Annotated in this window: 19 protein-coding genes; 6 read left to right on the top strand and 13 right to left on the bottom strand. The window is 51.1% G+C overall.

The window, feature by feature from the left end:
- Nucleotide 1: 1 nt before the first annotated feature.
- The 9 genes from lpxK to ansB all read right to left on the bottom strand — a co-directional run bounded on the left by lpxK (nt 2) and on the right by ansB (nt 13,014).
- Nucleotides 2-979: a tetraacyldisaccharide 4'-kinase gene (gene lpxK, locus WG891_RS18185; RefSeq protein ID WP_337264008.1), complete on the bottom strand. Its 978-nt coding sequence runs from the start codon at nt 977-979 to the stop codon at nt 2-4.
- Nucleotides 979-2,727, bottom strand: coding sequence for a lipid A ABC transporter ATP-binding protein/permease MsbA (msbA, locus tag WG891_RS18180; RefSeq protein ID WP_076942234.1), 1,749 nt, complete (start codon nt 2,725-2,727; stop codon nt 979-981). The genes lpxK and msbA overlap by 1 nt, the downstream gene beginning before the upstream one ends.
- A gap of 35 nt (nt 2,728-2,762) precedes the next feature.
- Entirely contained in the window at nt 2,763-5,045 is a 2,283-nt protein-coding gene (locus tag WG891_RS18175) for a ComEC family protein (RefSeq protein WP_337264007.1), read from the bottom strand.
- Between the two features lie 248 nt (nt 5,046-5,293).
- Nucleotides 5,294-5,578: an integration host factor subunit beta gene (ihfB, locus tag WG891_RS18170; protein WP_004928264.1), complete on the bottom strand. Its 285-nt coding sequence runs from the start codon at nt 5,576-5,578 to the stop codon at nt 5,294-5,296.
- 62 nt (nt 5,579-5,640) lie between these two features.
- Complete coding sequence (gene rpsA, locus WG891_RS18165; protein ID WP_076942236.1) at nt 5,641-7,317, bottom strand: 30S ribosomal protein S1; 1,677 nt, start codon at nt 7,315-7,317, stop codon at nt 5,641-5,643.
- A 193-nt stretch (nt 7,318-7,510) separates the two neighbouring features.
- Nucleotides 7,511-8,200 carry a (d)CMP kinase gene (gene cmk / locus WG891_RS18160; protein WP_076942237.1) on the bottom strand — a complete coding sequence of 230 codons (690 nt, stop codon included), beginning with the start codon at nt 8,198-8,200 and terminating at the stop codon, nt 7,511-7,513.
- 1,001 nt (nt 8,201-9,201) lie between these two features.
- The gene (gene aroA, locus WG891_RS18155) at nt 9,202-10,488 is read right to left on the bottom strand and encodes a 3-phosphoshikimate 1-carboxyvinyltransferase (protein WP_337264006.1); all 1,287 of its coding nucleotides are present in this window, start codon (nt 10,486-10,488) and stop codon (nt 9,202-9,204) included.
- 109 nt (nt 10,489-10,597) lie between these two features.
- Entirely contained in the window at nt 10,598-11,683 is a 1,086-nt protein-coding gene (gene serC, locus WG891_RS18150) for a 3-phosphoserine/phosphohydroxythreonine transaminase (RefSeq protein WP_337264005.1), read from the bottom strand.
- A gap of 284 nt (nt 11,684-11,967) precedes the next feature.
- Complete coding sequence (gene ansB, locus WG891_RS18145) at nt 11,968-13,014, bottom strand: L-asparaginase 2 (protein ID WP_076942240.1); 1,047 nt, start codon at nt 13,012-13,014, stop codon at nt 11,968-11,970.
- Nucleotides 13,015-13,163: 149 nt separating this feature from the next.
- Here ansB and ycaO point away from each other — a divergent pair, with 149 nt between their 5' ends.
- From ycaO to pflA, 4 genes are all read left to right on the top strand, one after another.
- Nucleotides 13,164-14,921 (top strand): 30S ribosomal protein S12 methylthiotransferase accessory factor YcaO, encoded by a 1,758-nt coding sequence (ycaO, locus tag WG891_RS18140; RefSeq protein ID WP_337264004.1) that lies wholly within the window; start codon nt 13,164-13,166, stop codon nt 14,919-14,921.
- A gap of 539 nt (nt 14,922-15,460) precedes the next feature.
- Complete coding sequence (gene focA, locus WG891_RS18135; RefSeq protein WP_337264003.1) at nt 15,461-16,321, top strand: formate transporter FocA; 861 nt, start codon at nt 15,461-15,463, stop codon at nt 16,319-16,321.
- Nucleotides 16,322-16,381: 60 nt separating this feature from the next.
- Complete coding sequence (gene pflB / locus WG891_RS18130; RefSeq protein ID WP_337264002.1) at nt 16,382-18,664, top strand: formate C-acetyltransferase; 2,283 nt, start codon at nt 16,382-16,384, stop codon at nt 18,662-18,664.
- Nucleotides 18,665-19,001: 337 nt separating this feature from the next.
- The gene (pflA, locus tag WG891_RS18125) at nt 19,002-19,742 is read left to right on the top strand and encodes a pyruvate formate lyase 1-activating protein (RefSeq protein WP_337264001.1); all 741 of its coding nucleotides are present in this window, start codon (nt 19,002-19,004) and stop codon (nt 19,740-19,742) included.
- Between the two features lie 79 nt (nt 19,743-19,821).
- On the opposite strand, the gene WG891_RS18120 is transcribed toward pflA, so the two are convergent.
- The 4 genes from WG891_RS18120 to WG891_RS18105 all read right to left on the bottom strand — a co-directional run bounded on the left by WG891_RS18120 (nt 19,822) and on the right by WG891_RS18105 (nt 24,149).
- Entirely contained in the window at nt 19,822-22,419 is a 2,598-nt protein-coding gene (locus WG891_RS18120; protein ID WP_337264000.1) for a fimbria/pilus outer membrane usher protein, read from the bottom strand.
- A 59-nt stretch (nt 22,420-22,478) separates the two neighbouring features.
- Nucleotides 22,479-23,219, bottom strand: coding sequence for a fimbrial biogenesis chaperone (locus WG891_RS18115; protein ID WP_337263999.1), 741 nt, complete (start codon nt 23,217-23,219; stop codon nt 22,479-22,481).
- A 191-nt stretch (nt 23,220-23,410) separates the two neighbouring features.
- Entirely contained in the window at nt 23,411-23,620 is a 210-nt protein-coding gene (locus WG891_RS18110; protein ID WP_337263998.1) for a hypothetical protein, read from the bottom strand.
- 226 nt (nt 23,621-23,846) lie between these two features.
- Nucleotides 23,847-24,149 carry a monooxygenase gene (locus WG891_RS18105; RefSeq protein WP_337263997.1) on the bottom strand — a complete coding sequence of 101 codons (303 nt, stop codon included), beginning with the start codon at nt 24,147-24,149 and terminating at the stop codon, nt 23,847-23,849.
- 872 nt (nt 24,150-25,021) lie between these two features.
- On the opposite strand from WG891_RS18105, the gene WG891_RS18100 reads away from it, so the two are divergent.
- Nucleotides 25,022-25,543 carry a fimbrial protein gene (locus tag WG891_RS18100; RefSeq protein ID WP_337264062.1) on the top strand — a complete coding sequence of 174 codons (522 nt, stop codon included), beginning with the start codon at nt 25,022-25,024 and terminating at the stop codon, nt 25,541-25,543.
- 53 nt (nt 25,544-25,596) lie between these two features.
- Nucleotides 25,597-26,337, top strand: coding sequence for a fimbrial biogenesis chaperone (locus WG891_RS18095; protein WP_337263996.1), 741 nt, complete (start codon nt 25,597-25,599; stop codon nt 26,335-26,337).
- The last annotated feature ends 42 nt before the right edge of the window (nt 26,338-26,379 follow it).

Raw genomic sequence — 26,379 nt, 5'->3', positions numbered from 1 at the left:
GTTACTTGAGCCGTTTCTCAATATCCTGCAATAACCGTTCAGCCTGATCGGCAGGAAGTACCGCATCAACCGGTAAATACCACCAGTCAGGTTGGGCAAAAGCCCGGCATTTCACCGCATCTTTTTCCGTCATCAACAGCGTTTGCCCTTTTTTCGTCAGCGCCGCTAACTGTGCATGGGTGTAATCCTGATGATCGGCAAAGGGGACTTCACCTTCGACTTCAACATCCAGTTTTTCCAGCGTGGCGAAAAATCGTGGCGGATGACCAATCCCTGCCATTGCCACCACATGCGACAGCTCGGTGACAGGGCGGCGCTCGCCACTTGCCACGTTCACCGCCTCCTGCGCTTGCAGTTTCATGGCGATTTCACCCGGTTGCGCGACACCGCCATTGGCAACGCAGGCATCCACCGTATTCAAGCGGGCAGCGCGTTCACGCATCGGCCCTGCCGGTAACCACCAACCATTGCCAAAGCGGCGAACTCCGTCAATCACCACCAGTTCAAAGTCACGCTGCAACGCATAGTGCTGCAGGCCATCGTCGGTAATCACTACGTCAAGCGCGCCCTGTTGCAGCAAGGCCTGCACCGCTTCAGCGCGTTTAGGGGAGATCGCCAGCGGCGCGCCCGTACGCTGATAGATCAGCACCGGTTCATCACCCGCCTGCTGCGTCGTGGTTTGAGCGTTCAGCACCAAAGGATATACCGTTGACTTGCCGCCATACCCTCTGGAAACCACCCCCACACGATAACCTCGCTGCTGAAGATGCTCCACCAGCCAGATCACCATCGGGGTTTTGCCGTTGCCGCCAGCCGTCAGGTTCCCCACCACCACTATCGGCACCGGGGCACGCCAGCTTTTACGCCACCCCATGCGATAACTAAGTCGAATAACGCCGCTGACCAGGCCATACAGCCAGGAAAGCGGCAGCAACAGCAGATAAATCGGTGAGCTACCGGACCAGATACGTTCTATCATTACTGACCAAACTGCATGCGGTGAAGCTGAGCGTAAACACCTCGCCGTTCGATCAGTGCCGCGTGCTTGCCACGCTCGACGATCTGGCCATCCTCAACAACCAGGATTTCATCCGCTTTCTCGATGGTAGACAGACGGTGTGCAATCACCAGCGAGGTACGGTTCTTCTGCAACTCATCCAATGCTGCCTGAATGGCACGCTCGGATTCAGTGTCGAGCGCGGAGGTGGCTTCATCAAGGATCAGAATTGGGCAATCACGCAGTAACGCACGAGCAATAGCGATACGCTGACGCTGCCCACCGGAGAGCATCACGCCATTCTCACCAATAACCGTATCCAGGCCATTTTCCATTTTGTCGATAAAGTCCATGGCATAAGCCATGCGTGCCGCTTTCTCGATCTCTTCACGGCTGTAACGCTGCTCACGCGCATAGGCGATATTGTTAGCAATGGTATCGTTGAACAGATGGACATTCTGCGACACCAGCGCCACCTGATCGCGCAATGAAGCCAAGGTATATTCGCGCAGGTCATGACCATCCATCAGGATTTCGCCTTGCTGAACGTCATAAAAACGCGTCAGCAGGTTGGCAATGGTTGACTTGCCTGAACCAGAACGCCCAACCAATGCCACCGTTTTCCCTTCAGCGATGCTCAGGTTGATATCGCGCAGCGCCGGAATGTCGCGCCCGGGGTAACAGAAGGTCACGTTACGGAATTCGATATCCCCTTTAGCACGTGCTACCTGGCGAGTACCGGTATCCTTTTCCTGCTCCATATCCAGAATCGAGAACAGGGTCTGGCATGCTGCCATACCGCGCTGGAACTGGGCGTTAACGTTGGTCAACGATTTCAGCGGACGCATCAAGGCGATCATTGATGAGAACACCACGGTAATGGTCCCTGCAGTCAACGTCTCCATCACGCTCGGGAAGCTGGCGGCAAACAGGACAAACGCCAAGGCCAGCGAGGCGATCAACTGAATGATCGGATCAGAAATAGAGGAAGCAGAAACCAACTTCATCCCCTGCTGACGCATGCGGTTGCTGACAGAGTTGAAACGCTCAGTCTCTACCTGCTGGCCACCAAAGATCAGAACCTCTTTGTGCCCTTTCAGCATTTGCTCGGCGCTGGTGGTCACCTGCCCCATGGTGTTTTGCATGTTCTTGCTGATATTACGGAAGCGTTTAGACACCATACGGATAGCAAAAGACACTATCGGTGCCAATACAATCAGAATGACCGAAAGCTGCCAACTGTAATAGAACATCATGATGAACAGGCCGATAATCGACGCCCCTTCACGCACAACGGTCACCAGTGCGCTGGAAGATGACGAAGCGACCTGTTCAGAATCATAGGTGATACGTGACAACAAAGTGCCGGTCGATTGCTGGTCAAAAAATGCCACCGGCATTCTCATCATATGGCCGAATAAGCGACGACGCATATGCATCACTACCATGCCCGACACCCATGAAATGCAATAGCTGGAAATAAAACTGGTCACGCCGCGCATCAGCATCAGGCCAATAACGACCAGAGGCATCCAGACCAAAACACGACTATCAGTTTTACCAAAACCATCATCCAAAAGCGGCTTGAGCAAGGACAACATCAACGTGTCCCCGGCTGCGTTTAAAATCAACGCAATGGCTGCCACTATCAGCCCGGTTTTAAAAGGAGTGATCATCGGCCAGAGGCGACGGAATGTCTGCCAAGTGGAGAGATCTTTATCATTCATCATGCAGATACCAGCATCGGAAGAAATAGCGGCCCATTCTACTCATTATCACCCTCTACGCCAAACCGCTGATGGTACCAACGAGGCATTAATTGTTCACGAAACCCTTTAATTTGCCAGTTATTGTCGAAAAATAGCACACTCAACTGCCCTGAGTGCGCCGTATCTCGCCACGCAATGTTGTTTTGACGGTAACGTTGAATGATTTTTTCCGCCGGTAGCCGCCAGGCGTTATAGCGCGAAGCAGACGCAACAGCCAGTTGCGGAGCCACCGCTCGCAAAAACGCTGGGAATGAGGAGGTCTTGCTACCATGATGTGGCACTTGCAAAATAGTAGCAGGCAAAGAAGAACGTTGTTTGAGTAATTCCTGTTCCCCACGCAGTTCCAGATCGCCAGTTAGCAGAATGCTGTATTTGCCATCATCGACCCGAACAATGCAGGAATCGTCATTATTCGCATGCTTTTTCTGCTGCGGTGGCCACAGCACCTGAAAAAGTAACCCATTCCACTGCCAGCGCTGCCCTTGGATACAAGATAAATGACCCTGATGGATTAATGGCGAGCGGACGCTGGCGCGCGGGAATGTAGTCTGTAATACCGATAACCCACCCCTATGATCCTGATGACTGTGGCTAATAATGATCTGCTCCACAAGAATCTGTCGCCAGCGCAGATAAGGCAGAATAAAGCGTTCTGCCGCGCTGGTTTTCTCCCACGCATCTCCGCTGTCATAAATAACAGCCTTGCCTCCACGCTCAATGAGCACAGCCAAGCCATGGCCAACATCAATCATATCTACCCGCCAGCGATAATCTGATTGCCGCTCACGCCACAAGAGGCCGCACAGCAACACGGCCACGCACCCCACAGGAAAACGGTTCCACCAGTAAAAACGCCAACAGGCAACCGTCAACCAGCCGATGGCGCTGAACTGCATCAACGTAGCCCCCACTTGCACCCACCCGCTCTGCAACCAGGGTAGAGGCCAGAGTGCCCAATCGATAGTGATATCAGCCAACCACCATAAAAAGGCGCTCAGTACTGGAATAAAACTAAACATCAAGGCCAGCAGAATCAGTGGAACAGACAGTAAGGAAATAATCGGCACAGCCCACAAATTGGCTGGCAGCGAAGTCCAGGTGGCACCGTGAAAAAGGCCGAACTGTAACGGCAACAGCAGCAGCGTCATACCTAATTGAATATGCAGCCAACGCAGCGGTGCCCAAAACCAAGGTGAATTAAAACGCTGAGGCAAAGGTGCCCATTCGAACCAGAAAACCAACGCCGCAACCGCCAGCACGGAAAGCCAGAAACTGTCTGATAACACCGCCAGAGGATCGCTTAACAAAATCAGACAAATACACCACAGCAATATTTGCCAAGAAGAACAGGTTACACCACGCAGGCGCAGCACCAGCCATAAAGATAGTGCGATAGCCGTACGCAGTGCTGGGGGCTGTGCCCCGGCTAACCAAACATAGATCAGCATAGCAACCCAGCTAATCAGTAAAGGCAGGCGATAGCCGATATTGTGCGCGAGGAGTGGGTACTGTACCAAACGTACCAAACTCCACAGCAGGATTGCAGACATGGAAATATGCAGGCCAGAAATCGCCATTAAATGTGCGATCCCGGTTTTAATAAACAGATCGCGGGTTTCATGGCTGATTAATGCCCGCTCGCCAAACGCCAGAGCCAGTAAAATATCGCGATGTGGCAATGCACCTATTTGCTCATCTGCCCGGCTGATAACCTGCTGCCGCCAGCCACAACGCCCATTGATGAGCTTTGCCGACTTAATATAGCCGCTGAGCGGTTGCCTGTTAGCAAAAGCCCAGCGCTGGCTATCAAATCCCCCCTCATTCAAGCTGCTGTGTATCGGCCGAAATCGTACCTTCATTGCTAACCGCTGGCCTGCACACAGGGTTTCTCCCTGCCAATTGGCGGTAAAAAAGAGCGCAGGGAATAATATGCTTCCTTTAACCTGCTCAATGCGTAAGAGCACTTTCGGCATTCCCATCCCTTCCAGCTTTACGCTATTTACCGAGGCGACAATCTCAACATCTTTGCTGGCCGCCAGCAGCGTCATTTGCTTTACCATGCCATTGGCGCTGAAAGCAGCAAAAACAAACCCGAGCAATAGCCAAGCAAGCCACTGACACCACTGCCGCTGCGTTTGCCGCCACAGCAACAATGCCAGAACAGCGAGTGCGATCAGCAGCTGCGAAGACGGCAACTGCGGTAAAAAAAGCAGAGGCAACATCCCCAGTACCAACGCTATTGCTGCAATATCAATTGAAATCCTGATAGCTATCCCCATTCGCCAGCGTAGCCCTAGGCTAGAGGTTAATTATTTGGGGAATAACCGCCAGCAGCAGATATCAAGGCGTGGAAACAGCACGTAATTTATTGCTTTCAAGCATTGCATTTACAAGTTTGCTCGATGTTAGATCGCAATTTGGGTGAACCAGGGAGAGGGGAAATAAGGGGGATACCATAAAAAAAACGGCACCCTTAAGGCACCGTTTCATATTCTTTACAAGCAACAACGCTATGGGCGGTCAGAGACTAACCATAGATATTGGCGCGGTCACGCAACTCTTTACCTGGTTTGAAGTGAGGAACGTACTTACCGTCCAACTCAACTTTGTCACCCGTTTTAGGGTTACGACCAACGCGCGGAGCACGGTAGTGAAGAGAAAAACTGCCGAATCCGCGGATCTCAATGCGTTCACCCTCGGCTAACGTAGCAGCCATGTGTTCAAGCATCTCTTTCACGGCATCCTCAACGGCTTTCGCCGGAATATGAGATTGCTGGCCAGCAAGTCTTTCAATAAGTTCAGACTTGGTCATAGTACCTCCAAGCTTTGCAGCTAAACTACCGTATCGGGGCGGCCAGAAACCGCCCCCCGTCATTACTCGCCTTTAGCCGCTTTGAAAGCTTCAGCCATAGCGTTAGAGAAGTTGCTTTCTTCCGGTTTGCTGTTGTTAACCGTAGCAATAGCATCTTTCTCGTCAGCTTCGTCCTTCGCACGTACGGACAGGCTTACAACGCGGTTCTTACGGTCAACACCGGTGAACTTAGCTTCAACTTCATCACCAACGTTCAGAACCAGAGTTGCATCTTCAATGCGGTCGCGAGAGGCTTCAGATGCACGCAGGTAACCTTCTACGCCGCCTGCTAATTCAACTGTAGCACCTTTGGCGTCAACTGCAGTGACTTTACCCGTAACAATAGTACCTTTCTTGTTCATAGACAGGTAGTTATTGAACGGATCTTCAGCCAGTTGCTTCACGCCCAGGGAGATACGCTCGCGCTCTGCGTCAACCTGCAGAACAACCGCTGCGATTTCGTCGCCTTTCTTGTATTCACGCACTGCTTCTTCGCCTGCAACGTTCCAGGAGATGTCAGACAGGTGAACCAGGCCGTCGATGCCGCCGTCCAGGCCGATGAAGATACCGAAGTCAGTGATAGACTTGATTTTACCTTCAACGCGGTCGCCCTTGTTGTGGGTTTCTGCAAACTGCTGCCATGGGTTGTTTTTGCACTGCTTCAGACCCAGGGAAATACGACGACGTTCTTCATCGATGTCCAGAACCATCACTTCCACTACATCGCCCACGTTAACAACTTTGGACGGATGGATGTTTTTGTTGGTCCAATCCATTTCAGAAACGTGTACCAGACCTTCAACGCCTTCTTCGATTTCTACGAAGCAGCCGTAATCAGTCAGGTTGGTTACACGACCAGTCAGCTTGGTGCCTTCTGGGTAACGTTTAGCGATAGCAACCCATGGATCTTCGCCCAGTTGCTTCAGGCCCAGAGAAACACGAGTACGCTCGCGGTCGAACTTCAGCACTTTAACAGTGATTTCGTCGCCCACATTGACGATTTCGCTTGGATGCTTAACGCGTTTCCAAGCCATGTCAGTGATGTGCAGCAGGCCGTCAACGCCGCCCAGATCAACGAATGCACCGTAGTCAGTGAGGTTCTTAACGATACCTTTAACTTCCATGCCTTCCTGCAGGTTTTCCAGCAGTTGATCGCGCTCTGCGCTGTTCTCGGACTCGATGACTGCACGACGAGAAACAACAACGTTGTTGCGCTTCTGATCCAGCTTGATGACTTTGAACTCAAGCTCTTTGCCTTCCAGGTGCAGAGTGTCGCGAACCGGACGCACGTCAACCAGTGAACCTGGCAGGAACGCACGAATACCGTTCAGCTCTACAGTGAAGCCACCCTTCACTTTGCCGTTGATGATACCGACGACAGTTTCAGCTTCTTCGTAAGCTTTTTCCAGCGTGATCCAAGCTTCGTGACGCTTAGCCTTCTCACGGGACAGCAGAGTTTCACCGAAGCCATCTTCAACAGCGTCCAGCGCAACGTCAACTTCGTCACCCACCTGGATTTCCAGTTCGCCCTGTGCGTTTTTGAATTGCTCAGCCGGAATGGCAGATTCAGATTTCAGACCGGCGTCAACCAGTACGACATCTTTATCGATAGCAACAACAACGCCACGAACGATGGAACCCGGACGGGTTTCGATTGTTTTCAGGGATTCTTCAAAGAGTTGAGCGAAAGATTCAGTCATGTTGTTAATCTTCAGGGTTCTTTAGTTTAACGTCCATTTAGCATCCCGCCGAATGGGGTTGTTTCACATACCCCGCCATTGGCTCCATGCCGACAGGGTTTAGGTTACAGGGGCAAAATTTTACCCGATATATTCAGATACTGCTATGCAATGCGATGACAAATAGGACAAAAAAATAATAACGCCGCCGCGCTTATTGCTGCGGCAACGCTAAAACTTCATGTGCATATGCCAACGCCCGCTGGATGACTTCGTCGATCGACATGCTGGTAGAGTCCAGCACCAGAGCATCGAGAGCAGGCACCAGTGGCGCAATAGCCCGATTACGGTCACGGTCATCCCGTTCCTTTATCTCGGCTAAAAGACGTTCAAAGTTAACATTAAAGCCCTTTTCCTGCAACTGTAGCATGCGGCGATGCGCACGCTCCTCAGCGCTGGCGTCAAGGAAAATTTTAACGGGAGCATCAGGGAACACCACAGTCCCCATATCTCGGCCATCAGCAATCAGGCCCGGCATGTCGCGGAATGCACGCTGGCGACGCAGCAAGGCCTCACGTACGCGAGGAAAGGCCGCCGCCTGCGAAGCCGTGTTACCGACCGTTTCGGTACGGATTTCATTGCTGACATCCTCACCTTCCAAAATAACCTGCAGCTTGCCATCCAGAGCCACAAAACGGACGTCGAGATGTGCGGCTAAGGGAACCAGCGCCTCTTCAGAGGTGATATCCACCTGATGATGCAGCGCTGCTAGAGCCAAAACACGGTAAATCGCGCCAGAATCCAGCAAACGCCAACCAAGGGACTCGGCCAGTGCTTTGCACAGCGTGCCTTTACCTGCACCACTGGGCCCATCAACGGTTATCACCGGGGCTATAGCCGTCATTTCTCTCTCCTTCAGGTAGAAAACCTCTTCGGGATGCGCCTGCCAGTGGCAGAGGGTAAAACATCCCTGCTATCTGCCCACTCAAGGGCGGATTCGGTGGCGTATTATACGCGTGTAGACAATTTACTGTTACCCCAGAACGGTCTGGTTGTTGAAAATAAGGCCACTCAGGCGCAGAAAACAGATCATATGCAGTCGCGGAAACCCACACCGCCACGGGCTTATAGCAAGCCCCCTCCGAATCTGGAGCGTTTCAGTGGCGTGTTTCCTGGCCCAAGAAAACAGAAAGCCCCGAGGTTTTTCGGGACTTCTTCATTATTACGCCAGCAGATTTGATTGACGAAAGTCACTAAGAACTCATTAGCAAAAGAGTACAGAAAAGCGAAACAGTTACGTTATGTATTGAAAAGCAGCACCCTGAGTAACTTTGAGCATCTTTTTTTGATATTAATACGCCTTCCTTTGTACAGATACTTGTTACCTGGGCTAAGGTAATTTCTTCGCCTCCTGTCAACTTCAAAAGCGATGGATACATATACAACAGCCATCAATATTCCTACAATCCCTATAAACGTCATCACCTACCTCCTGATATTCTCTCTCCCTTATAGTAAACATTAATAACGTTAATAATTTAATATCGACCACAAAAAAGAATAAGCAAAAAACACAACAAAAACAAATAAATAAAACAAAAACAAGAAATAAAAAGAAACAAAAGCAATTAAAAAAAGATTAATGATCTTAAAATTTAATAAAAATAGCATTTTCATCTTATTTTTTTATTATTAAAAATAATAATAGCGAGATTGGTATTCCATCAATCAATGAAAAAGCTAATGTCTAATATTTATCTTATGTAAAATTTATATTCATACTGAACATTTTTTGAAAAAAACATCTGGAATATCTATAGATACGGCAGCATTGTAGTGGCCATCGTCAAACACAACGCACAAAAAAGGCCCAATCATGGGCCTTGAACACCACGTTTTCAGCACTTAAGCCAACTGACTGATGCGTGCAAATTGTTCAAAATAATCTGGGAACGTTTTCGCCGTACACTTCGGATCAAGGATAGTGACTGGCGTATCGGACAAGGCGACCAGAGAAAAACACATTGCCATTCGGTGATCGTTATAGGTACCGATCTCAGCGAACTGCAATTTGCTCGGTGGCACAACGTGAATGTAATCTTCGCCCTCTTCTACTTCGGCACCGACTTTACGCAACTCGGTGGCCATCGCCGCCAAACGATCGGTTTCTTTCACCCGCCAATTGTAGATATTGCGGATGGTGGTTGGCCCAGAGGCAAACAGTGCGGTAGTGGCAATAGTCATCGCCGCATCCGGAATATGGTTCATGTCCATATCAATGCCGTGCAATTCGCCGCGGCTGCATTCGATAAAATCATCGCCCCAGGTCACGTGCGCGCCCATTTTTTCCAACACGTCAGCAAACTTGGTGTCACCCTGTACGCTTTTTTTACCGATACCCGTTACACGTACTTTACCGCCCTTAATTGCGGCCGCTGCCAGGAAATAAGAGGCAGAAGAAGCGTCCCCTTCCACCAGATAATCCCCCGGCGAACGGTAGGTCTGCTGACCACGAATATGGAACACGCGATAATTGTCATGCGTCACTTCAACACCGAAGGTTTTCATCAGATGCAGCGTGATATCGATATAAGGCTTGGAAACCAGCTCACCTTTAATATGGATAGCGGTATCCTGCTGGGCCAAAGGTGCCATCATCAGTAATGCGGTCAGGAACTGGCTGGAAACGCTGCCATCAACGCTAACGTCACCACCGCAGAAACCACCGTGCAGGCGCACCGGCGGGTAGTCGGTCTGTTCTAGGTAGTCGATCTGGGCTCCCCCCTGGCGTAACGCATCCACCAGATGGCCGATCGGGCGCTCTTTCATGCGCGGTTCACCGGTCAATACCACATCACCGGCGCCCAAACACAGCGCTGCCGCCAGAGGGCGCATTGCCGTACCCGCATTGCCGAGGAACAACTCCAAAGGCTGCTTGGCCACCAGCGGACCAGCCACACCTTCAACGCTGCAGGTTGTACGATCGTCAGACAGTTGATAACTGACCCCTAACGCCTGTAAGGCATTCAACATATGGCGCACATCATCACTATCCAGCAGATTGGTAAGCCGGGTCGTCCCCTGGGCCAACGCAGCCAGCAGCAGAGCACGATTAGAAACGCTCTTGGAGCCGGGTAAATTGACGGTGCCATCGATCAAAGCCACCGGTTGTAACGTCAGGGAATCCACCATGTGAATAAAATTCTCCAGAATCTGATAAACGAAACGGCTCCGGGGATAAGGCCGGAGCCGCTTGAAGCAACTGAGTGACATGTTACCTGCTCAACGCAGGCAACGGCAATCAGCCATGGCGACGTTCAAAGTCGACCATAAAATCGGTCAGGGTTTTCACCCCAATCAACGGCATTGCATTGTAGATAGACGCACGCATCCCCCCCACCACACGGTGCCCCTTCAGGGCCTGCAGGCCAATGGCTTCTGCTTCGCTGAGGAAGACTTTGTCCAGCGCCGGATCGGCAAGCTGGAACGGCACGTTCATCCAAGAACGGTTGGCGAGCGCGACTTGGCTGCGGTAAAAATCGGATTTATCAATGGTGGAATACAGCAGTTCGGCTTTCGCCTGATTGCGTTTTTGCATTTCCACCAGGCCACCTTGCTCTTTCAGCCATTTGAAAACCAGGCCGGAAAGATACCAGGCAAAGGTTGGTGGAGTATTGAACATTGAGCCATTCTCTGCCAGCACGGTGTAGTCGAGGATCGAAGGCACTTCGCGGCGTGCTTTACCCAGCAGATCATCACGCACGATCACCAGCGTCAAACCTGCAGGGCCGATGTTTTTCTGCGCGCCTGCGTAGATCATGCCAAAACGGCTGACATCTATCGGGCGAGAAAGGATGGTCGAGGAGTAATCGCCAATAACAACTTTATCGCCGAAATCGGGCATTTCATCGATCGCCACGCCGTCGATGGTTTCATTCGGGCAATAGTGCACATATGCCGCATTATCGCTCAACTGCCACTCTTTCATCGGCTTGATGCCGTTTAAACCATCCACGGTAGTTTTTACATCGATCGCCTTCGGCTTACAGTATTTCTCCGCTTCGAGAATAGCACTGTGCGCCCAATAGCCACCGTCAATATAATCAGCGGTGGTATGATCACCCAGCAGGTTCAGCGGCAGCGCGGCGAATTGTGCACGGGCACCACCGTGGCAGAACAGCACTTTATAATTGGCGGGTACTTTCAGCAGATCGCGCAGATCCTGTTCGGACTGTTCGGCAACTGCAATGAATTCTTTACTACGATGGCTGATTTCCATCACTGAAGTCCCCAGGCCGTGCCAGTTACACAGTTCCTGTTCTGCACGACGCAACACTTCAACCGGCAGCATCGCCGGGCCAGAGCTAAAATTATAAACCTGAGTCATTTCCCCTCACCACATTCACTGTTCGCCGCAGAGATCGGCCTGTCGAAATACGCCCGAAGTTAACGTTAATGTTAACCAACCCCATCGGTTTTATCACTCACGTAACGCTCCTGCAATGCTTATTCGCCCAATAGCGGGAAACGGCTTGGAGCATCAGTAACAGGCTCTGCCAATCCAGGGTTTCTTTCTGTGATAAAACACTGAGATACGGGCTGTTCACCTGGGTTAACGTGAGGTTTTATGCTGAATTATGGGGGCTTCAGGCCCCCATTGGTAAACAGTCATCAATACTGATTAAACATCGCCTGGATCTGTTTGGCGTCTTTGGTTTGCGTAAGAGCCAGTTGCAGCAAAATTCTCGCTTTTTGCGGATTCAGCGTGCCTGAAGCCACAAAACCGAATTTGACATCATCCACTTCCGCATCTTCGGTTGTAGAGCCGGTTGGAACACGGGAAGAACGCACTACCGCCACCCCTTGCTGCGCAGCCGTAGCCAGCGTATCAAACACGGTTTTGTACAGATTGCCATTGCCGACACCGGCGCTGACGATGCCCTGGTACCCTTCCGCGATCAACGCTTTGGCTGGCGCATCTGAAGCGTTGGCGTAGTTATAGATGATGCCGACTTTTGGCAGTTCGTTCATTTTACTGACGTCGAACGGCGTCTCCGTGGTGTGTTTACGCTGCGGTGAACGTTGATAATCCACCTTACCGTTATGGATGTACCCCAACGGGCCAAAGTTCGGTGACTGGAAGGTTTGCACAGCGGTCGTGTTAGTTTTGGTCACATCGCGGCCATCCAGCACGGTGTCATTCATGGCCACCAGCACACCACGCTTGGCCGACTGCGGGTCTGCGGCCACCACAACGGCATTGTACAGATTGAACGGGCCATCGGCGCTCATGGCGGTTGCCGGGCGCATAGCACCGACAATCACCACCGGCTTGTCACATTTGACCGTCAGATCGAGGAAATAGGCGGTTTCTTCCAGCGTATCGGTGCCATGCGTGATCACGAAGCCGTCGGTTTTGCCACAATCGGCATTAATTTTCTTTACCAGCTTGAGCCATACGTCATCATTCATATCCTGCGAGCCAATATTCACCACCTGCTCGCCCTGCACATTAGCCACATTTTTCAGCTCTGGCACCGCCTTGACCAAGGCTTCTACCCCCAATTTACCGGCAGTATAGTTAGACTGCGTGGCTGATTCCCCTCCACCCGCGATAGTGCCACCGGTCGCCAGCAGCGTGATCGAGGGTAAAGCCAAGGCGGAACCGCTCGCCCCGGCAAGCAGAAGTGCCAGTACACTGAGTTTCACTGATTTCATTACGTTTCTCCACGATTGATAACTTGCTGAATTATGGACTTTATCCCTGTAAAAACTGTGATATTTGCACAACTTTAGGAATACGTGGAGCTTAAAGGGAAAACCCCGTATCATTGCGCGTTTTTAGTACGCCCAAATAAGTGAAGACAATGACGCAAACTTTTATTCCTGGCAAAGATGCTGCGCTGGAAGACTCCATCGCCCGTTTTCAGCAGAAATTAACCGACCTGGGGTTCAATATCGAAGAGGCCTCCTGGCTGAATCCGGTCCCGCACGTCTGGTCGGTGCATATTCGCGATCGCGATTGCCCGCTGTGCTTTACCAACGGTAAAGGTGCCAGCAAAAAAGCGGCGTTGGCATCTGCGCTGGGTGAATATTTCGAGCGCCTGTCCACCAACTATTTCTTTGCCGATTTCTATCTGGGTAAACAGATTGCCGAAGGCGACTTTGTACACTATCCGAACGAGAAATGGTTCCCGATCCCGGCAGACAACAGCTTGCCACAGGGGATCCTCGATGAACGTCTGCACGCCTTCTATGATCCGGAACAAGAGTTGAGCGCCAGCGATCTCATCGATCTGCAATCGGGTAACGGTGAGCGTGGCATCTGTGCCCTGCCGTTCTCCCGGCAGTCTGACCAGCAAACCGTTTATATTCCGATGAATATCATTGGCAACCTGTATGTGTCCAACGGTATGTCCGCCGGTAACACCGCTAACGAAGCGCGGGTGCAAGGCCTTTCTGAGGTATTTGAACGTTATGTGAAAAACCGCATCATTGCCGAATCCATCAGCCTGCCGGAGATCCCGGCCGACGTGCTGAACCGCTACCCCGGCGTGGTTGAAGCTATCGCCAAACTGGAAGCCGAAGGTTTCCCGATCCTCTCTTACGATGCCTCATTGGGCGGCAATTATCCGGTGATCTGCGTGGTGCTGTTCAATCCGGCCAACGGCACCTGTTTTGCCTCGTTCGGTGCTCACCCTGATTTCGGCGTAGCGCTGGAACGCACCGTGACGGAACTGCTGCAAGGCCGTAGCCTGAAAGATCTGGACGTGTTTACCGCGCCCACCTTCGATGATGAAGAAGTGGCTGAACATGCCAACCTAGAAACCCACTTCATCGATTCCAGTGGTCTGATCTCCTGGGACATGTTCAAACAGGATGCCGACTACCCGTTTGTGGACTGGAGCTTCAGCGGCAGCACGCAGGAAGAGTTCGCTACCTTGATGAGCATCTTCGATAAAGAAGGCGCTGAAGTGTACATCGCAGATTACGAGCACTTGGACGTTTATGCCTGCCGCATCATCGTACCGGGGATGTCGGATATTTATCCGGCAGAAGATCTGCTGTTGGCCAATAACAGCATGGGCGCACACCTGCGCGAAACGCTGCTGCAGTTGCCAGGTAGCGAATGGGAGCCTGAAGCGTATCTGGCGCTGATTCAGCAATTGGATGACGAAGGCCTGGATGATTTTACCCGCGTACGCGAACTGCTGGGTATCGCCTCTGGTAAAGATAACGCCTGGTATACCCTGCGCGTGGGTGAACTGAAGTCGATGCTGGCCTTGGCGGGTGGCGATCTCGAACAAGCGCTGATCTGGGCTGAATGGACGCAGGAGTTTAATGCATCGATCTTTACCCCAGAACGCAGCAACTACTATCGTTGTCTGCAAACGCTGCTGCTGTTGGCATTGGAACCAGAACGCGATCCGGCTCAATATCACACTGCGTTTGTGAAGATGTACGGCCAGGACGCGGTCGATGCCGCTTCGGCCGCGCTGAGCGGTGAAGAGCGCTTCAACGGTTTGTTTGCCATCGACGACGACTTGAAAGCGTTACCGGCTCATCAGGCACTGCTGGCAGCTTACGAAAAGCTGCAAAAAGCGAAGCGCCGCCACTGGGCATAAGATGTTAGCACGCCTTCATTTCCCGGTCAGTTTTGAGCGTTAATTACGCTGCATCACAGTTTATTGACTTCGCTTAATGGGCACTTTTCAGGGAATTGACATATACCCGTCATACTTCAAGTTGCTTGGGTGTTGGCTGCCTTCGTTCACCCCAGTCACTTACTTAAGTAAGCTCCTGGGGCTTCACTCCGTTGCCGCCTACAAGCAACTCGAATTATTTTGGGTATATAATTTTATGATTGTTACGTAAAGGTAAAATAATAATTAACCATAGATTAAGTGTTATTTATAAAAAATAGACAATAAATACAAAAAATTAACTCTGAAGCGGTGGTAAATCGTTATAGTTTCAAAATTTTTTGCAAAGATTAAAAATTATTTTCCTTTTATAAATCAATAAATTAATCGTATTAACCCTGTTAATTTTGCGGTTTTTTGCCCTTCTACTTCCCCGCGCCATGATCCAAGTCAATTTTTACCCTATACTGCTTTGCTAGTATCTCATTGCATTGTCTTAACCCTTAAAAGTGAGAGTTAGTGTGAGAGCTGACAACCCCTTCGATATGCTGTTACCTGCCGCAATGGCGAAAATCGCCGAAGATGCGGGGGTATATAAAGCCACCAAGCATCCGCTGAAGACCTTTTATTTGGCGATCACTGCCGGTGTGTTCATTTCTATCGCCTTTGTTTTCTATATCACCGCCACCACCGGCACCGCTGCCGTTCCTTTTGGCTTGGCCAAACTGGTGGGGGGGATTTGCTTCTCCATGGGGTTAATGCTGGTTGTGGTCTGCGGTGCAGACCTGTTCACTTCCACCGTACTGACCGTGGTTGCCAAAGCCAGTGGGCGCATCACCTGGCAGCAATTAGCGATCAACTGGCTGAATGTTTATGTTGGCAACCTGTTCGGCGCGCTGATTTTTGTCACCCTGATCTGGTTCTCTGGCCAATATATGGCAGCCAATGGCCTGTGGGGCCTGAATGTTTTGCAAACCGCCGACCATAAACTGCATCACACTTTTGTTGAAGCCGTATGCCTCGGCATTCTGGCTAACCTGATGGTCTGTCTGGCCGTCTGGATGAGCTACTCCGGCCGTAGTCTGATGGACAAGATGTTCGCCATGATCCTGCCGGTAGCCATGTTTGTTGCCAGCGGTTTCGAACACAGCATCGCCAATATGTTTATGATCCCTATGGGTATTGTGGTCAAACACTTTGCCGCGCCAGAGTTTTGGCAAGCCGTAGGGGTCGCTCCTGAGCAATTTGCTCATCTGACCGTAAGCAACTTCATCATCGACAACCTGATTCCCGTTACCATTGGCAACATCATTGGTGGTGGTCTGCTGGTTGGGTTGACTTATTGGGTAATTTATCTGCGTGATGGCGATCAGAAGCACTGATTCTGTTCGCTGGCGCGCGCCGGGTTTACAAAGAAATCCACATTAGAAGGTAGGTGTATAATGACCGAACTCAACGAGAAGTTAGCTAACGCTTGGCAAGGTTTCAGCGAAGGTGACTGGCAGAAAGAAGTCAACGTGCGTGACTTTATCCAGAAAAACTACACTCCTTACGAGGGTGATGAATCCTTCCTGGCTGGCGCAAGTCAGGCGACTACCACCCTGTGGGATAAGGTTATGGAAGGGATCAAACTGGAGAACCGCACCCATGCGCCAGTTGATTTCGATACCAACGTTGTATCTACCGTAACTTCTCATGATGCGGGCTATATCGATAAAGATCTGGAAACCATCGTCGGTTTGCAGACCGATGCCCCTCTGAAACGCGCACTGATCCCCTTCGGTGGCATCAAGATGGTTGAAGGTTCATGCAAAGTTTATGGCCGTGAACTGGATCCACAAATCAAAAAAGTGTTCACCGAATACCGTAAAACCCATAACCAGGGCGTATTCGATGTTTACACCAAAGACATCCTGAACTGCCGTAAATCTGGCGTGCTGACTGGCCTGCCAGATGCTTATGGCCGTGGCCGTATCATCGGTGACTACCGCCGCGTTGCGCTGTACGGCATCGACTTCCTGATGGCCGACAAGCTGAACCAGTTCAAATCGCTGCAGAGCCGTCTGGAAAAAGGCGAAGACCTGGAAATGACCATCCAGCTGCGCGAAGAGATTGCTGAACAACACCGCGCACTGGGCCAGATGAAAGAAATGGCGGCCAAATACGGCTATGACATTTCTGCTCCAGCGAAAACCGCACAAGAAGCCGTACAGTGGACCTACTTCGGCTATCTGGCCGCAGTGAAATCCCAGAACGGTGCCGCCATGTCCTTTGGCCGCGTATCCACCTTCCTGGATATCTTCATCGAGCGCGACATCAAGGCCGGTAAACTGAGCGAAGCACAGGCGCAGGAACTGATCGACCACCTGGTGATGAAACTGCGTATGGTGCGCTTCCTGCGTACCCCAGAATACGATGAGCTGTTCTCCGGCGACCCAATCTGGGCAACCGAATCCCTGGCAGGTATGGGCGTTGATGGCCGTACGCTGGTAACCAAAAATAGCTTCCGTTTCCTGAACACCCTGTACACCATGGGGCCGTCACCAGAACCAAACATGACCATTCTGTGGTCTGAAAAACTGCCGTTGAACTTCAAAAAGTTCGCTGCGAAAGTGTCTATTGATACCTCTTCCCTGCAGTATGAAAACGACGATCTGATGCGCCCAGACTTCAACAACGATGACTATGCCATCGCCTGTTGCGTCAGCCCAATGGTGGTCGGTAAGCAAATGCAGTTCTTCGGTGCGCGTGCCAACCTGGCAAAAACCATGTTGTACGCCATCAACGGCGGCGTTGATGAGAAACTGAAAATCCAGGTTGGCCCGAAAGAAGCGCCAATGATGGACGACGTGCTGGACTATGACAAAGTCATGGATCGCATGGACCACTTTATGGACTGGCTGGCCATGCAGTATGTGACCTCGCTGAATATCATTCACTACATGCATGACAAGTACAGCTATGAAGCTGCGCTGATGGCACTGCATGACCGTGACGTTTACCGCACCATGGCGTGTGGTATCGCTGGCCTGTCTGTGGCCGCCGACTCCCTGTCTGCCATCAAGTATGCCAAAGTCACCACCATTCGTGACGAAGACGGCCTGGCGGTCGACTTCAAGATCGAAGGCGAATATCCACAGTTCGGTAACAACGACTCGCGCGTTGATGACATCGCTTGCGATCTGGTAGAACGTTTCATGAAGAAAATTCAGAAACTGCGTACCTACCGTAATGCGGTGCCAACTCAGTCAGTGCTGACCATCACCTCAAACGTGGTTTATGGTAAGAAAACCGGTAACACCCCAGATGGCCGCCGTGCAGGTGCTCCATTCGGCCCGGGTGCTAACCCAATGCATGGCCGCGATCAGAAAGGGGCAGTTGCTTCCCTGACTTCCGTCGCCAAGCTGCCGTTTGCCTACGCGAAAGATGGTATCTCTTACACCTTCTCTATCGTGCCTAACGCGCTGGGTAAAGATGACGATGTACGTAAGGCCAACCTGGCAGGCCTGATGGACGGTTACTTCCACCACGAAGCCTCTATCGAGGGGGGTCAGCATCTGAACGTTAACGTGATGAACCGTGAAATGCTGCTGGACGCGATGGAACACCCTGAGAAATACCCGCAGTTGACCATCCGCGTTTCCGGTTATGCAGTGCGTTTCAACTCGCTGACGAAAGAACAGCAACAAGATGTGATTACCCGTACTTTCACTCAGACGATGTAATCCAGATTGCCAGTGGGCCGGGTCACCCCTGCCCACTGGAAACAGACCCAGGCCGGATATTCCGGCCTTTTTAATATCACGTTCGGCCTGACTCTGAGTGTGAGTCTGTTTTGCCAGATATCTCCCCCCATAACCTCAAGCGCATGCCGCTTGCTGACGGAAGGGGTATACTGATGGATATCTCGCAAAACAGTTATCCGGCGCAATAACTGGCCAACAGGAATCGTTTCACTCCGGTGCCGGGTTTGCCCTGTTGCCGCATCGCTGATCCCTGTCTGGCGGTTAGCAGCCTAATTTTAGACTGCGTTTGACAGTCACTATTGGAGAACCCCCCGCAATGTCGTTAAAAGGCCGCATCCACTCTTTCGAATCCTGTGGCACCGTTGATGGCCCTGGTATCCGCTTTATTGTTTTCTTCCAGGGTTGCCTGATGCGTTGCCTGTATTGCCATAACCGCGATACCTGGGATACGCACGGCGGGAAAGAAGTGACCGTAGAAGAACTGATGAAAGACACCGTCGCTTATCGTCATTTTATGAACGCTTCCGGCGGCGGTGTGACAGCCTCCGGCGGCGAGGCCATTTTACAGGCGGAGTTCGTCCGTGACTGGTTCCGCGCCTGCCACCAGGAAGGCATCAGCACCTGCCTGGACACCAACGGCTTTGTACGCCGTTACGACCCGGTGATCGATGAGCTTCTGGATGCTACCGATCTGGTGATGCTCGATCTGAAACAGATGAACGATGAAATACATCAGATTCTGGTGGGCGTTTCCAACCATCGCACGCTGGAGTTTGCCCGCTATCTGGCCAAGCGCAATCAACGTACCTGGATCCGTTACGTGGTCGTTCCAGGTTGGTCAGACGATGATCAATCCGCACATCTGCTCGGTGAGTTCACCAAAGAGATGAGCAATATCGAGAAGATCGAGTTGCTGCCTTACCATGAGTTAGGCAAGCATAAATGGGTAGCAATGGGGGAAGAGTACAAGCTCGATGGCGTCCATCCCCCCAAAGCCGACACCATGGATCGCGTGAAAGGGATCCTAGAAAGTTACGGCCATAAAGTGATCTATTAATCACCCTGAATTGCTACGTTCCTTTATGCAAAACCGTCAAACTCAGCGCCATGGCAACCCATGGCGATTTGGTTTGGTGTCACAGCTTACCACAGGGCAACTCCAGACGGTGCAGCGATTGTTTCCTATCCTGGCCGCGTAAGTCATAGCTCAGGAGACACTGTTCGTTGGCAGAATCCCCCCATTTCACCTGCAATTGCCCCTGCATCCCACTCGCACGAACATAGACCTGGTTCCCCTGGCCAACCAGGCCTACAACGGTGTTATTGCTGTCATAAACATTGCTGCCCAGCGGTAATCCGCCATTCGGCTCATCCCGTACCTTAATCAGCAACGCATAACCTTCCAGCGTGTTAAAACGCACTTTTACCACAGAGCCGGCATAAGGTGCCACACGCTGCTGGTTCTCGGTGAGTTCAGCACTCGCATTCTCGATGCCCTTGGCGTTCAGGCTGATATCGTTATAACGATAAGGTACCAATGAGGGGATGATGGCATAACCAAAGCGGTTCACTTTCGCTCCGGTTCCGTTCATCACCTCCGCCCCTTTGACTCCTTTAGCCTCGATGAGCCCAAAGGTATCCCCCAGATAAGGCCCGAATGTTACACCACCACCGTGCAGCACCACGGCACCACGAGCGCTGGCGCCACCTTGGGTATAATTCCTGCCTTGCGAAAAGCTACCCCCCAGCGTAACCACCGGCAGTTGCTTAGTCACGTTTACCCCGGCACTGGCTCCCTCACCGCCGGAATTGAAAGCGCCATTAACGGTATAACTCAGGCTCTGGTTTTCTCCAAGAGTACCGGCCAGTGCCGTCTGGTAATTCGTATTGCCACCGGTTTCATGGGTGACACCCGCAGAGATGAGCGGCGAACGTGACCCGGCTCCCCATGGGAAAGAGAGCGAAAACATAATGATGTTCTGCGTACGCCCGGTATTCACCTCGTCTTCTGCCACCACCCCTGTTGGAGTGCGCCCCGTCTGCTGTCGGCCAAGCGACAGGTTATAGCTAACACCTTTATAACTGTGCGAATACGCCATCTGGTATTGCGTATCTCGCCCACGGCCACCGTGGTAAGTGCTGGTTGAGCCGGAGAAATAGATCTGGCCATATTCCCCCAAACTCTGGCTAACAGTAGCAACCAGCTGATTACTCTGCTGATAGGTGTTGGATAACCATAACTCGTTGCTATCGTGAGCTTCGCGCAGGCCTAACACATCGCTCAGATCGCGGTAACCCTGGGTAGAATAACGGTAGCCCGCCAGCGCCAGCGTGGTGGCGGTGGGTGTGAAAGTGCGGCTGTAAGTCGCTCCGACGCGCCATCCATTAAGATTCTTTCCCCACATATCCGCCCGTGAATAGGTCGCATTCACCCCCAAGGCACCAAACCCGCTGGCCAGTACGGCCCCGCCCAGCAGCGCCTGATAGCCGTCAGAAATACGTACCCCTGTATTGGCCGTAATGGCATTGGTCACCCCGGCCTGATAGGTGAGATCGGTGAACAAGGCATCGCTGTTGCCGATATTGCGCACTTGTCCGGCAGAAAAACTCAGGCGCGCATGCCCAGGGCGCATCGAATCAGACACAGCAGAAAACGGCACGGTAAAAGAGGAGATGCGGCCATCGGCTTCTTGCACTTCCACCACCAGGTCGCCCTGGAAACTGGTGGGATACAGATCGTCGATAACAAATGCCCCAGGTGCCACCGTGGTCTGATAAATCTGCACACCCGACTGACGCACGCTGACTTTGGCCGTCGTCGCCGCCACGCCACGGATGGTGGGTGCGTAACCACGCTGCGATTCCGGCAGCATGCGCTCGTCAGTTTCCAACTGGATACCGCGAAAACCCAGGCTGCTGAACAGGCTGCCCGAGGTAAAGCTGTCACCCAGCGTTAATTGGCTGCCGATCGACGGCAACGGGCGCTGCACATAATTACGAATTGAGTTCCATTGGCTATTACTCGGGCTGGAGTTACTGTTGTAACGGGTAAAAGTGGATTGCTGACGAAACTGCCACAGCCCCAGATTAAGGCCAGAGTTAAGCCCAAAGTAAGTGGATTCCGTGGTATTACCGGAAGCCTGTGTCCGATAATAGTTGGTGTCGTAATTGACAAACGCCACGGTTTCACCGGCCGAGAGATCGCTGGCGGACACCGCGCCACGCGCCTGACGTTGCATCAAGGCTTGTGGAACAAACAGGTCAAGGCGCAGCCGGGCAAAATCGAAGCGGCTGGAGGCCCCGTCAACCCGCTCCTCTAAGCTCAGACACTGTGTTTCATCATCAGCCTTTGCTTTGATGGCGGACGGTAAAACCCCGTAATCAAGCAAGCTTTCCCGTGACAAACAGGCAGCAATCACACCGCGTTCCCCGGCGGCAAACGCCAGTGACTGCCGGGAAAGGAAATCACCGTTGATAAAGATATCAACCTGATAAGTACCGGGTTCTACGGCGTTAGCCTGGTTAAACCGCGCAATACTCTTTTGTTCCTTGGCGCTGCCAACCAGCATGCTGTCATCAAATTCAAACGCATTTTTGGTCGCATCTGCGTAAACCTGCGGAACAAGCAACCATAGCAACACCGCCAGCGCCTTTAAGCGCACAATGCTTACTGGTAGGCTGCCGGTCTCCACCATTCGCTGGCGATGGCCTGATACGTTTGAAGTGATGTTCATAAGCATTCTTTCAGTCCCTTACTGAGGGATACTGACTGCCAACGAATACAGCTTCCCGGTCAATTCAAACTGGCTTCGGCACGCGTATGTCCGCCATAGTCATTGACCAAAGTAAATGTCACTTTCTGTGCACCCGCAGGCGACGAAGCCCCTTTCTCTAATTTCCAGCTTGCCTGAGATTTTGGTGCCACCATATCCGCGTTGAATGGCACTTCTTTATTGCCCACCACAGCGGCAGCTTTAATAATGGATGCATAAAAAGGGGAATCATTTTTCGCCGTCAGCACCCATTGCCCAGCCTGCTGTTTCAGGGAAAAATGCAGTTGCTCGGCTATTTTTTCAGGCCCACCCACAAGCCCTTTAGGGCGATAGAAAATTTTTATCCGGTTACGCAGCACCACCAGCATCTGGTTTTCTGCTGAACCCGCCACATTTTTGGGCGGGATTTGTACGCTATTCAGGTAAAACACCGATTCGCGATCCTGCGGCAAATCCTTGCCGGTAAAGACCAGGCGGACGGACTGGCCGGTTTTGGGCTCAATACGGAATAAGGCTGGCACCACGACAAAGGGCCCATCCGCCTTGTCAGGCGTTGAGGCAGGATTGTTGATGTCTGACCACATCTGCATCACATACGGAATAGTGTCATTATTGGTGAGTTGGACAGTTTGCGATTGCGAGCCTGACGGATAAATCACCCGAGTATTGAGCATAACCACGCTGGCTAACGCCTGCTCAGAGATGAACAACAACAGAAGAGATAAAGCGCTAGTTATGATACCGGAACATTTGGTTTTCACACGAAACATCCTCGTTTAATGCCTTGACTGAATCCCCTCTCCATCGCCACAGGAGGGGGATGCCTTATTACTGATGAGACACAGAGTACTGCACGCTCTCCATCACAGAACTAACGATCCTGGTGTTATCGCTGTACCCGCGCTGGCAACAGTAGACCAAGCCAACCTCGTCACCATACGCACAGCTTTGTTCATTTTCCTACGCTGTATTTACCTTCAAATTCAGTATAGGCGAATTGTTTAATCCAGCGTTTCTCTTCACCCACGACAGCGTTAATAGGTTTTACTTTTGATTTCATTACCAGATTTTTTCTCAACCCAAAGGATATCAACTCTCTTTTAATAAGAAAAATCCCATCTTCACTATTTATACTCAACCCACTAGCACGGGCATATTCCAACCATCAGGATACTTTGATGCCATAGCACTATGGCACTCCGCACATCCTGAAAATGACTATAATTAAGGATTAAAATCTAAGGAAAATGCTTTAATGGCTTGATTTAATGATGAAAATCTAGGATGTCTACTGAGACAAGATAGCACCCCAAGATAATTCCCAGTAAAACACATGGAAGTCATCTTGAGGTGAACGAGAAAAGGCCCCTTATCTCACCGCCCCCTCACTAAAAAGAGCAGTGATTGAGCCGTGACAAGGCTTCGTTAACCGCGAAAATCTTGCCATTGACCCTGGGGATACCGAAGCTTTTTAGCCTGCTGGTATGTTTTTTCAGATACGCAGCCGCAGCGCTCTCGTCACTAAAGAGATAAATACCCCCCGCTTCACTGTTTTCCTGGTTCTCAGTCCAGTATTTCCAGATAAAACCGGGCTCGGCAGAAATCGAGCGCGCAAGTTCCTCCATCGCGGGATACATTGCCTCTCCCCATGGCCCTGAGTAGGGAAAATCGACTTGAAGAATGTAATACATCAGTAATCCTCCGGAAGCTTATCTAAACGAGATCAAGCAAACGGCTCCCCGTTTTGCCAGAATGTAGCTTTCCTCCCAGGCAACTCAGCATCATCTATCCAAGCAACAGCCACCTCTCCAAACGAGTAATAGGCTTTGTTGACAGGGTATTTGACGTTCTCCCTCATTAACCTGAAATCACAGAAACTATCCAGCCCGCATTGGACGGATAAATCGCACGAAATACGCTATCTCTTTGAAAAAATGGGCATCAACTATCGTAATGATGTCTTGTAAAGGCCTAAAGATACCAAGACAGTTTTTCGCGCTATGGCTTAGTGTAACCCGAAAAAACGTATTTTTAGCAAAGGCAATGCCGACTCAAAATAACCCACTAAGAAACATCTGCAACACCACCAATAAAATAGTTGCTCATTATCACTATCCCTTCCTCACTCAAATTAGGATGATTCTCAGGTTATCGCACTAGGAAAATACTTAGTGAAATATCCTGCCACATGAGACACATCGCTACTTTATCATTAAATTCATTTTTAAAAACATTAAATTAAGAATAAAAAACTTAAGATCCATCATTTAATAGTTAATGATTCCAATGTAAGCCGGGGTATGTAGAATATCTCTCGTCAACAACGGGCTAATCAGTAAACGCATTTAGCGCATTTTCATAGATTGCCTGGCTGACACATGGAGACAGTGTGATCAGAATGTTCTCAAGTAAATAATATAAGCTTCTTTTTTACTGCTTGTTGATTGCAAGAAACATCTGAGAATCAGGTCAATAAAAAACGTAGTGCTGTAAACACAGGAAACGGCGAAGTCAGTAAGTTTTTCGCCAACGACTTAACCTAAGGGAAATCTCTAACATGAAAATGAACAAAATCGCGATCGTTGCTGCCGGCCTGGTTTTATCCACCGCTGCACTGGCTGACAACACCATTAAGTTCCAGGGTGAAGTGGCCGATCAGACTTGTGATATCAGCATCAATGGCAACGCCTCAACACCACTGATCCTGCTGCCAACCGTTGCCGCTAGCTCACTGGCTACCACCGGTGCTAGTGCAGGCCAAACGCCGTTCACCATCAGCCTGACTGGTTGCGCCGCTTCTGTGGGCACCACCGCGATTAAAACCGTGTTCGTAGGTAACAACCTGACTGCAACCGGCAATATGGGTAACACCGGCACCGCTAAAAATGTGTCTCTGCAGTTGGTTGACCCTGCAGCACCAGCTACTCCGCTGGATTTGACTGGCCAAAACGGTGCTGCTGGCCTGTCGCTGGCTAACGGTGCAACTTCTGCATCTCACGATTTTGCCGTGCGCTACTTTGCTGAAGACGCCGCTGAAGCCGGTTCTGTACTGGGCAGCGTGCAATACGCCGTATCTTATCAGTAATGCCTGTTTCCCCTTCCACTGCGGTGGAAGGGGGATTCCGAGAGGATACTCCTGTGACGATCAAATATCCAGGGATCGTGCTTGGCGCGTTCTCCGCTTTTCTTATGGTGCTTTCTGCCCCTCTGACCGCCAGCGTAGTCATGCTCAACACCAGGATCATCTACCCAGCGGATGTACAATCACAAACGGTACAGCTCACCAATAATGACACTATTCCGTATGTGATGCAGATGTGGTCAGACATCAACAATCCTGCCTCAACGCCTGACAATGCGGATGGGCCCTTTGTCGTCGTGCCCGCACTGTTCCGTGTTGAGCCTAAAACCGGCCAATCGGTACGCTTGGTCTTTACCGGTAAGGATCTGCCGCAGGATCGTGAATCGGTGTTTTACCTGAACAGTGTGCAGATCCCACCGAAGAACGTGGCCAATAATGCAGAAAACCAGATGCTGGTGGTGCTGCGTAACCGGCTCAAAATTTTCTATCGCCCTAAGAATATTGTCGGTAGCCCAGATAAAGTCGCAGAACAACTTCGCTTCTCACTGAAACAGCAAGCCGGGCAATGGGTGTTGAACGTGGATAACGATTCCGGCTATCACGCTTCCGTTATCAAAGCAGTCGCCGTGGTGGGCGATAAAGAAATACCGTTCAAAACGGAGATGATTGCACCAAAATCTCAGGCAAGCTGGAAGTTGGAAAAAAATACCCAGTCCCCTGCAGGTGCACAGAAGATTAAATTTACGCTGATCAACGATTACGGTGGCCATACCAACCAAGAAAGCCGTCTGAACTGATCGACCGTATTCATTTGCAGTACCAGGATTTCGCGTTTTAGG

Origin of the sequence: Serratia sp. MMO-28, assembly GCF_037199905.1 — a bacterium.
Taxonomy (GTDB): domain Bacteria; phylum Pseudomonadota; class Gammaproteobacteria; order Enterobacterales; family Enterobacteriaceae; genus Chania; species Chania oryzae.
The sequence above is the reverse complement of the archived record's forward strand: the minus strand, read 5'-3'. Positions and strand labels throughout refer to the sequence as shown.